Origin of the sequence: Bacillus sp. BB081, assembly GCF_008368895.1 — a bacterium.
GTDB lineage: Bacteria > Bacillota > Bacilli > Bacillales > Bacillaceae_G > Bacillus_A > Bacillus_A wiedmannii.
This window is the reverse complement of sequence record NZ_QOZX01000139.1, coordinates 1-727: the sequence shown is the minus strand read 5'-3', so window position 1 is coordinate 727 and position 727 is coordinate 1. Positions and strand designations below refer to the sequence as shown.

The 727-nt window shown below is 43.6% G+C and carries 1 protein-coding gene; it reads right to left on the bottom strand.

The window, feature by feature from the left end; genetic code table 11:
* On the bottom strand, positions 1-727 hold a 727-nt coding region (locus DN394_RS28715), incomplete at both ends, for a PTS glucose transporter subunit IIA (protein WP_179953671.1).

Here is a 727-nt window from a genome sequence, read left to right as displayed (position 1 = left end):
AAGGAGCTACAATCTTTCCATCTGTCGGTTCGATTGCGATCCCTTGACCCATTTGTCGCTCTGCAAAAGCAGGATCAGGCACTTGTTCCAACATCACAGCTTCACCTGTTACAGGAGCGAACACTTCCAAAACATCGACAGCATCTGCATCGCTTGTAGCTGTAGGCTTAGAACCAGATAATGCTTGTTGCGCAGAACCTTTTACCGATTCAGTAGTAGTTGGCATTGTTGCTTTGGATACTGTTTGGTTATCCTCTGCTGAAGCCTTATTTTGCTGACGACGTACTATAATCTTGCCGTAAATCAACGTTAACGTAAATGGAACGATCAATACAATCGCCATCCCGATAAAGAAGATGCCCCATTGATCCGGGAAAATAGACAAGAATCCAGGAATACCGCCGACCCCGATCGAATACGCCAATACATGATTAATCGTAAGCAATACACCTGCTATTGCTGAACCAATCATACCGAATACGAATGGATATTTGTAACGGATATTGACTCCAAAGATCGCGGGTTCTGTTACACCAAGAAAAGCAGACACAGACGATGTTATCGCTAGACCTTTACTTTTTTGATCTTTCAAAATCAATACCATCGCTAGTGCACCTGCACCTTGAGCAATATTAGACAGTGCTAACATCGGCCATAAGAACGTACCACCTTGTGTTCCGATCAACTGTACATCAACCGCAAGGAAGGTATGATGCATTCCTGTAAT